Genomic DNA, 7,320 nt, shown 5'->3' with positions numbered 1-7,320 from the left:
CCCGACCACCGACCCGCTGACGTCCGAAGACGTCACTGGCGACGTACTCACCGAAAGCGACCTTCTTACTGACCAAGCCATCGTCGTCCTGCACGACCACCCGATCGTCGCCGCCACCACCTGGCTGACCGAGCTCCTGCGCACCGCCGCACGGACCGGCCGTCACCTGTACCTGGTCACCCCGCCCGGCACCCGTCTTACCCTGCCCCCCCGCACCCTCCTGGAGCGTGCCCCCGCCCGCTGGGTCGTCCACATCCCCGGTACCGGCTATTACGACGGCCTCTCCGGCCTCGTACTGCACTGGCACGACGGCCACTTCACGCCCGCGACCGAGCAGAGCCCCACCATCGCGGATGCCTACCAACCCCCGTCAGGCAGTGCTGCCGACGAACGCCAACTCCTGCTGTCCCTGCGCACCATCCATCCCGCCGGTGAGCATCTCCAGCTCGGTGGTGCGCTGGAACGTGCCTGGCAGACCCTCACCGGCGAATCACCAGCCGGATGGTCCACGGCTGAGCCGGTCAACGTCCCTTGGTCCCCACGCCAGCTGACCGACCTCGCACGTACCCGTGCCCGTACTGGCGCACCGACCTGGCTGGTGGCCGTCGGCAGCCCCGACAGCCCGGCGATCGCCACCATGCACGTCGTACACACCCACTTCGGCGTCGAGGAGCACATCACACTCGCCACGGGCCACACCCCCGACCGGCCCGCACCCCTGGACCTGCTGCCCCAGCTGGCCGAGGAACTTGCCACCGGGCACAACCTCGCCACCATGATCACCGAGCTACGGGCAGCCCGCGCCGATCTCACGGCCCCGGCCCACTACGAGCCACCGCCGATTCCCGTCTCCCTCACTCTCGGCCCGGACGCCGTCGCCGACCTCGGCCCGAACCACTCCTGGACCACTGCCACGGACACCGTCCCGGCTCACCTCGGCCCGTCAGCCCGCCCGGCCATGCACTACACGCTCGGCGACGGCACCGACCCATCCGCCTGGCACCGCCTGAAACAGATCAACGACCACTTGAACAGGGCTCGAGGATGAAACAGATGCCGTCCGCAACGGCGGCAGTGATCTGCGCGGGAGCGTCTACCTCGGGAAACAGTCATGCCGACCCTGATGCGCGCACCACGACCCTGCGGCTCCTGGTTCTGGGATCTCTGCGACGCCGCTGAACCGGGACTCAGGTCGGCACTGGACATCGCGGCATCCATGGCCGAGGCGCTGAAGAAGTTCGACCTGCTCACCCCCATAGAGCTCGAGTACGGCTGGTACGTACTCGACGCGGGGTCCACAGGCATCACCAGCAAACTGACCGTCTCACCCGACCCTCTCGAGCCGACAGCCGAAGTCGCTGTCCACCAAGGCATCTGGAGTTGGTTCGACTTTTCCGGCCGCCCGCATTCCCAGGTCTACAGGGGAGTTCTGTGATCACCGCGATTGATCCGGTCGGCAGCTGGTCCTGGGAGACCAGGATCCCGAGCCCGGGAAGCAGGCTGTTCGTGCGGTGCGCACGACAGGTGCTCGATACGTGGTCAGTGCTGCGGTCACTCGGTCTCGCCGAGGAGGGAGCGCAGGCGGACATCACTGTCCACGCCGGACACAGCGGCGTGGTCGCGCGGCGCGTGGAGCGGGTGCCTGTCGAAGCCCCTGATGCCCGGCGTCGAGCACGCACTCCTGAAGGCGCTGGGAGCGCTGAAGGGGGAGGACGTGGGACCCCTGACGATCGGCTTGTCTCTTCCAGGACCCTGCGTGCGTGACGGTGTGACGCACCATGTTCAACGGCTCTTCGCAGTGTCGGTCGACATGCGGCCGAGTGGTGCCGCAACGACGACTCTGCACACGTTTTCCGACGCCTGGATGTCCCATGATGTGCGCGGTCACAGGCAGCCCGACGTGAGAAGAGAGAACGCTCCCCGGCCGACGGCCGCCCTCTCTGCCGTCACGGAGCTGACCGGCGCCCCGGTCGAGCCCTGGGATCCGGGTGGCCACGGCGTTCCCACGGAGGACGGTTTCGGCGAGCTTCCGGATGACGATCCGGACCTGCTCGACTCGTGGTACATGTTCGAGATCCCTCGCCGTACCGAGCGGCTGGAAGGAAGGATCCCGCAAGGGGCGGCGCGCTTCGAGACAACGACCGAATCACCGGTCGACTCCGTTGAGGTGCGGAGCAAGGGGCGAGTCCTCGGCTACCTGTGGGCAGCCGAGGAAGGTGACGCCGCCGGTTGTGAACCGAAGAACTCCAGTGGCCACGCTGCTTTCGATGCCGCAGTGGACTGGCTGACGCGTCTGAGTGAGGCCAAGAGGCGAGGTTTGTCCCCGTCCGAGGCCTTGTGCGAGGCGATGAACCGGCAGGGAACCGAGCGTTTCATTGCGTGGGCAGCTCTGAATACCGGGCATCGCTCGCGGTGTTCTCCCACAGGCCCCGCCGGTTGCGGCGAGGCCTCGGCCTGACGGCGGCCTTGTGCGACGGTTGGTGGAACCTCCTGTCTGCGTGGGAGGCCGTGGGCGCTTCGGCGGTCGTTTCCGGCCGTAGGACGCTCTGGCAGGGCTTCCTTCATCTGGCGCTGTTCGCGCGTACTGGGTGCCGGCGGTCACCCCCTGGTGGCATTGGCTCCCGTCCCGGGGGACTTGCCGCCCAGTCCCGGGATCAGCACCGCCGCCACCGCCAGGTGCATCAGAGCGAGGGAGGCTCGGGTGCCGCCGTCCATGCCGTCGCCGGTCAAGGGCAGGAAGGACACGGCCAGTACGGCGACGGCCGCCCCGGTCCAGATGGTGCGGGCGCGCCGCGCTCCGAACCGTTCCAGGACGGCCAGCAGTCCCCAGCCGGAGAGCGACGCGAGCAATGCGACGAACCCCACGGGCACGGCGCCGATGTCGAGTGTCTGCTCGCCGTCGGTGATCCGCAGCCGGTGCCCCAGCAGTGGGTCCGTGACCAGCCACACCAGGACGGGGGCCAGGACGGCCAGGGCCGTGACCCCCAGGTGCCTTTTCCGCGTGCTCACTTGGCACCCCCCGAGAGCGCCCCGTGCAGGAAGACCTCCACCAGCTCCCGCGGGGACAGGTCGGGCTCGTCCTCCGTACGCGGCTGGGTGAAGAGCAGCCCGAAGAAGAGGGCCGCGATCTGCTCCGGAGGCCGGCGCAGGGCGGCCTTGTCGGGCTCCAGCAGCTCCGCGAGGGCCGCGCGGATACGGGTCGTCGACTCGTCGCGGCCCACGCCGCGCACCGTGCCGGGGTGCTTGCCGCCGCTGTGCCCCAGCGAGCCGATGAGCGCGCCGAGCCGGTCCATGTGTGCCTGCAGTGCCTCGGCCGCCTCCGCGAGCCGGTCGGGCAGCGGCTGGGACAGGTCGATCGCGTTGAGCTCGCGGATGGCGTGCTCGGGGGAGAGTGCCTCCGCGATGCAGGCTTGCAGCAGTTCGTCCTTGTCGGCGAAGACGCGGAAGATCGTGCCCTCGCCGATGCCCGCGGCGCGGGCGATCTTCGCGGTTGTCACGGCGGAGCCGTACTCGGTGATCAGCGGGATCGCGGTCTGGATGATCATTTTGCGGCGCTGCTCCGGCGACATGCCGGGGGCGCGGCGACGGGCGGTGGTCTGGTTCTCCTTGGGCGCTGTCATGACTGCGAGAGTACGGAGTGAGTGCTCACTCCGTCAATGAGTGAGCACTCACTCCGTTCACTTTTCCCGTACTCGGCTGCTTGTTGACGACAGCTCATCAAGACCCACGACTGCGCCTGGAGTGCTGGGTCGTGCCCCTGATCGGTCGCGGTTGCCACCGCGCGGTGGGCGAACCGGTCGTCCGGGGGATCCCGCCGACGCACAGGGGCCGTCGGCTCCCTCCCTTGCGGTGAGGGCGTCCAGTAGCGGCAGTGGCTGGGTGACGTCGCCCACGGTTGCCGCCGGTGAGGATGGCGGGGAGTGTGGTGTCGTGCCCGCCGGTGATCACGTGGTGTTTCGAGCCGGCTCGTCCCCGGTCGACCGGCGAGAGACCCATGGGGATCCCTCTTTCAACGCCCTGACGTGAAAGGAGCTGGCCGCGCAGCACGACCAGCCCAGGCGGGCGGCGGCGTTCAACCCGGCGAGCAGCACCGTGTGCAGTCGGCTGCCAGACCCCGGCCTCGTTTCAGTCCCGCAGTCGGCTCCGGCATGCCTTGCCGGAGCCGAGGCCGAGTTTCTTGCAGCACCTGCCGGCCCGGCAGCGGCCTGCGGCCCAAGGCTCGGACAACGCTCAACTCCTCAGCCGGGCACAGCCATCAGCACCGCGCCACCTCACTGTGTCAGCGGCTCTAAACGACCCGCTGCATCGCCTTCCGGTACCGTTCCGCCATCGCGGCCCCCGACTCACGGCGGGCCATCCTGCGCAGGACGGACGGGGCGAGGAGCAGCCCGACGATGGCCCAGGCACTCAGCGCACCCGCTGTCTCCAGGTGCCGCCAGGACTCGCCGACCTCGGCGGTGACCGCCCCGGCCGGCAGCAACGCGGCCCGAAGCCCGAGGCCGAGCCAGTACACGGGGAAGATCTGCCCGATGATCTGCAGCCACTCGGGCAGCTTCGACAGGGGGAAGTAGATCCCGGAGATCATGACGAGCCCCATCACCGGGAGCGTCAGCAGACCGATGGTGCGCGGGCTGTTGATGAGCGAGCCGAGGATGGCGCCCAGCGGCAGGGTGGCCAGAAGGCCCAGCGGGATTACCCACACCAGCGTCAGCAGTGCTCCGCCGCCCTGCTGGGCAACGCCGTCGACCAGGAACAGCCCCGCGACGAAGGGGAGCGCCATGGAGACGAGGGCCGTCCCCGACACCATGATGACCTTGCCGACCAGAAGGCCGACCATGCCATGGGGCACGGCCTTGGCGCGCAGCAGCGTGCCGTCCTCGCGCTCGGTCGCGAGCAGCTGTGCCGTGGTCATCACGCCGGTGAACGCCAGTGTCATGCCCACCATGCTCGGCAGCATGAACGCCCCGGCCGAGATGCCCGCGCCCTTCAGGGGATCGTCACCGGCCAGGAACAGCGGAATCATGAGCAGGGCGGTCCAGAGCGCATACCCGAACAGATCCTGCCCGGAGGTGAAGGTCTGCCGGAGTTCCGTCCAGCCACGCCGTACCCCCAGGCGCGCCGCGTACCACACCGGGCTCATCGCGCCTCCTCCCTGCTTCCGAAGGCGTGTGCCGCCTGCTCGCCGGGGACCTTCCCCGCCTCCAGCTCCCGCACCATCGTCAGATAGGTGTCCTCCAGGCTCGCCCGGCGCACCTCCAGCCCACCGATCGCATCGCCGTACTCCTCGAACAACCGGCGGACGAAGCGGGTGGGTTCGGCCGTCGACTCCTCATAGGGTTGCCCGTCCCGGGTCCAGCGCACGGTGGCCTCGGCCGATATCCTCCGGGACAGTTCCTCGGCCGAGCCGTCGGCCACGATCCGGCCGCCGGCCAGGATGAGGATCCGGTCGGCGAGCTTCTCCGCCTCGGCGAGGTCGTGCGTGGTCAGCAGAACGGTGGTGCTCTCGTTCGCGAGTCCGCGGACCAGGTCGTGGAACTCGTTCCTGGCCTCCGGGTCCAGACCGGTCGTCGGCTCGTCCAGGAACAGCAGCTCGGGTCTGCCCACGATCCCGACGGCCACGTCGAGACGTCTGCGCTGCCCGCCCGACAGGGTCGAGATCCGCTTGTCCGCCTGCTCGGTCAGGCCCACGGCGGCAAGGAGTTCGTCGATGTCCCACGGCCGCTGAACCTGGGCGGTGGAGTAGGGCGCGTAGTACGCCCCGAGATGGGCCAGCAGTTCCCGCACCCGCCACTTGCCGTGGTCGCGCCAGGACTGCAGCACGATGCCCAGGCGTGCGCGCCACCGCTCGTCCCCGCGCGCCGGATCGGTGCCGAGAACGGTCACGTCACCGGCCGAGCGCATCCGGAAGCCTTCCAGGATCTCGATCGTGGTCGTCTTGCCCGCGCCGTTCGGGCCGAGCAGGACGACGACCTCGCCGCGCCGGGCGGTGAAGTCCACGCCTTTCAGCACTTCCTGGGTGCGGTAGCGCATCCGCAGGTCCCGTACGTCGATGACCGTGTCGCTGTCCGGTGGCGGGCTGCTTTCCACACCGGACACGGCGTGCGTGGTCGTCATCGGCGTTCCCCGTCCCTCCCGTGGTTCCTGTCGTCCCCCGGGAACAGGAGCCGAGGACCGCACCGGCATCCGTGGTCGTGGGACGAGTCCGCGACGGCGGCGGATCGCCGCCACCTGGCGGCAGCCCCTCGGGCCCTCCCCGGGCGAACACCGTACCGAACGGGTCGGATGCCTCTTCGGCCCCACCGGGCGTCGCCGATGTGCCGGCCGACGGCCGTGAGCACGGAGGGGGCGGACTCGTTCGGCGAGAGCCCCGAGACCCAACAAGGGCTCGGGGCTTCCGCCTTGGGGTCATTCGTCGTCTTTGTCTGCTTCGTCGTACGGCGGGATGCGCCGGCCCCGGCTCTCGCAGATGTTCAGGACGTCCGTGAGCGATTCGACGAGGCGGCACGCGATCCAGCGGAGCTCATGGGCCGAGAGGTTCGCCGTGCCCTTGACCATCGGTTTGGCCAGCCCCAGGATCACGGCCGCCGTCTGGATCTGCTGTTCCTCGACGGCGTCGGCCAGCCGGGACAGGAACGTCTCGGTGCCGTCCGTCACAAGGACGGCCGGCTTGCCGTCGTGGCTCCACGGCAGCAGACGGCGGTGCGCGGGGGAGGAGGTCATGCTGTCACTCCTGCCGGGTGGCCCTGTCCGAGAGGTACTGCGAGTGCGGCGGCATGTCGTCTGCCCCACTGCCGCAGCCGCTCCTGCTCCCTCTCGCAGGCCTCGTGGGCGAGGAGGTAGGGGCGGACGAGGGGCAGGCCGTCGGCCACGATGACGGCGAAGTCCTCGGCGTCCTCGGGGCGGGGGACAGGGGGAGAGGGCGCGATGATCAGCCGCCGGACGGGGGACTTCTGTTCGGCGTCGGCCGTCGCGGCCACCGATGCCCGCTCGGGTGGAATTGCACGGCGCCTGCCCCTGGCGGGCAGCAGCCATGAGAGGAGAAGAGTCAGTAGGGTGCGCATGTCGGTCTGCTCCGTGTTCAGATCGGCCGTGCCCCCGGACCGCTTGCCCCGGTCGCGGGGGTTTGCCGTGGTGTTCTGTGCCACCGAGGATACGCGTATACGAGTATTCGCGGTCGCGTGATTGCAGAGATTCGCGGATGCTCGAATACATGGATCTTGACCGTTCGGTGCCTGTCTGGCCCCAGGTGGCGGATGAACTGCGGCGTCGCCTTGATGCTGGACGGTACAAGCCAGGTGAGTGACCTGGTCCCCTGAGACT

9 protein-coding genes and 1 pseudogene are annotated in these 7,320 nt (G+C 69.3%); 3 read left to right on the top strand and 7 right to left on the bottom strand.

Annotated elements, in window-relative coordinates; translation table 11 throughout:
• From CCN35_RS06005 to CCN35_RS05995, 3 genes are all read left to right on the top strand, one after another.
• The coding region (locus tag CCN35_RS06005; protein ID WP_086791757.1) for a DUF6177 family protein at positions 1-1,048 on the top strand (1,048 nt) is incomplete at its 5' end.
• A gap of 63 nt (positions 1,049-1,111) precedes the next feature.
• Entirely contained in the window at positions 1,112-1,435 is a 324-nt protein-coding gene (locus CCN35_RS06000; RefSeq protein ID WP_143631398.1) for a hypothetical protein, read from the top strand.
• 222 nt (positions 1,436-1,657) lie between these two features.
• Entirely contained in the window at positions 1,658-2,458 is an 801-nt protein-coding gene (locus CCN35_RS05995) for a hypothetical protein (protein WP_086791752.1), read from the top strand.
• Between the two features lie 140 nt (positions 2,459-2,598).
• Here CCN35_RS05995 and CCN35_RS05990 read toward each other — a convergent pair whose 3' ends face one another.
• The 7 genes and pseudogenes from CCN35_RS05990 to CCN35_RS05965 all read right to left on the bottom strand — a co-directional run bounded on the left by CCN35_RS05990 (position 2,599) and on the right by CCN35_RS05965 (position 7,145).
• Positions 2,599-3,009 (bottom strand): DUF6069 family protein, encoded by a 411-nt coding sequence (locus tag CCN35_RS05990; RefSeq protein WP_086791750.1) that lies wholly within the window; start codon positions 3,007-3,009, stop codon positions 2,599-2,601.
• Positions 3,006-3,620, bottom strand: a complete 615-nt coding sequence (locus tag CCN35_RS05985; protein ID WP_086791748.1) for a TetR/AcrR family transcriptional regulator — start codon at positions 3,618-3,620, stop codon at positions 3,006-3,008. The genes CCN35_RS05990 and CCN35_RS05985 overlap by 4 nt, the downstream gene beginning before the upstream one ends.
• 161 nt (positions 3,621-3,781) lie before the next feature.
• Positions 3,782-4,173 (bottom strand): annotated as a pseudogene (locus tag CCN35_RS29240) (IS5/IS1182 family transposase); the annotation flags it as partial.
• A 115-nt stretch (positions 4,174-4,288) separates the two neighbouring features.
• Positions 4,289-5,140, bottom strand: a complete 852-nt coding sequence (locus CCN35_RS05980; protein ID WP_086791746.1) for an ABC transporter permease — start codon at positions 5,138-5,140, stop codon at positions 4,289-4,291.
• The gene (locus CCN35_RS05975) at positions 5,137-6,114 is read right to left on the bottom strand and encodes an ABC transporter ATP-binding protein (RefSeq protein WP_067388191.1); all 978 of its coding nucleotides are present in this window, start codon (positions 6,112-6,114) and stop codon (positions 5,137-5,139) included. The genes CCN35_RS05980 and CCN35_RS05975 overlap by 4 nt, the downstream gene beginning before the upstream one ends.
• A 291-nt stretch (positions 6,115-6,405) precedes the next feature.
• The gene (locus CCN35_RS05970; RefSeq protein ID WP_086791744.1) at positions 6,406-6,720 is read right to left on the bottom strand and encodes a hypothetical protein; all 315 of its coding nucleotides are present in this window, start codon (positions 6,718-6,720) and stop codon (positions 6,406-6,408) included.
• Positions 6,717-7,145 (bottom strand): hypothetical protein, encoded by a 429-nt coding sequence (locus CCN35_RS05965; protein WP_245863023.1) that lies wholly within the window; start codon positions 7,143-7,145, stop codon positions 6,717-6,719. The genes CCN35_RS05970 and CCN35_RS05965 overlap by 4 nt, the downstream gene beginning before the upstream one ends.
• Between the last annotated feature and the right edge of the window lie 175 nt (positions 7,146-7,320).

Origin of the sequence: Streptomyces thermovulgaris, from assembly GCF_002155915.1 — a bacterium.
GTDB lineage: Bacteria > Actinomycetota > Actinomycetes > Streptomycetales > Streptomycetaceae > Streptomyces > Streptomyces thermovulgaris.
The sequence above is the reverse complement of the archived record's forward strand: the minus strand, read 5'-3'. Positions and strand labels throughout refer to the sequence as shown.